1 protein-coding gene is annotated in these 654 nt (G+C 39.3%); it reads left to right on the top strand.

The genetic code is table 11. From position 1 onward, the window contains the following. A partial coding sequence (locus IDG60_RS19420; protein ID WP_481906112.1) for an oxidoreductase occupies positions 1–654 on the top strand: 654 nt, incomplete at both ends.

Below are 654 nucleotides of genomic sequence, written 5' to 3'. Positions count from 1 at the left end.
CAAATGATGATGGTACTATTTCAGATGTAGAACTTCCTTATATTGAAAAGCGTTCACAAGATGTTGGTATTACAATTAATGCTGCGAGTAATGTGAGTGATGTCGGAAAAGCATTTCCAGGACAGCCATCAATCGCGCATGACAGTGATATTGAAGGACTAAAACGATTAGCTACAGCAATGAAGAAAAACGGTGCCAAAGCACTCGTACAAATACATCATGGCGGTGCACAAGCATTGCCTGAATTAACACCTGGTGGAGACGTCGTAGCACCAAGTCCAATTTCTTTAAAAAGTTTCGGTCAGAAACAAGAACATAGTGCTAGAGAAATGACGAATGAAGAGATTGAACAAGCAATCAAGGATTTTGGTGAAGCAACGCGACGTGCAATTGAAGCAGGATTTGATGGTGTTGAAATACATGGCGCGAATCATTACTTAATTCATCAATTTGTATCACCATACTATAATAGAAGAAATGATGTTTGGGCAAATCAATATAAATTCCCGGTCGCTGTGATTGAAGAGGTGCTTAAAGCGAAAGAAGCGTATGGCAATAAAGACTTTATAGTTGGATACAGATTATCTCCAGAGGAAGCGGAGTCTCCAGGAATCACAATGGAAATTACAGAGGAACTCGTTAATAAAATTAGCC

The sequence above is a fragment of the Staphylococcus sp. EG-SA-2 genome, from assembly GCF_017152085.1.
Note: the sequence above shows the minus strand (reverse complement) of the source record. Positions and strands in the feature narration are given on the sequence as shown.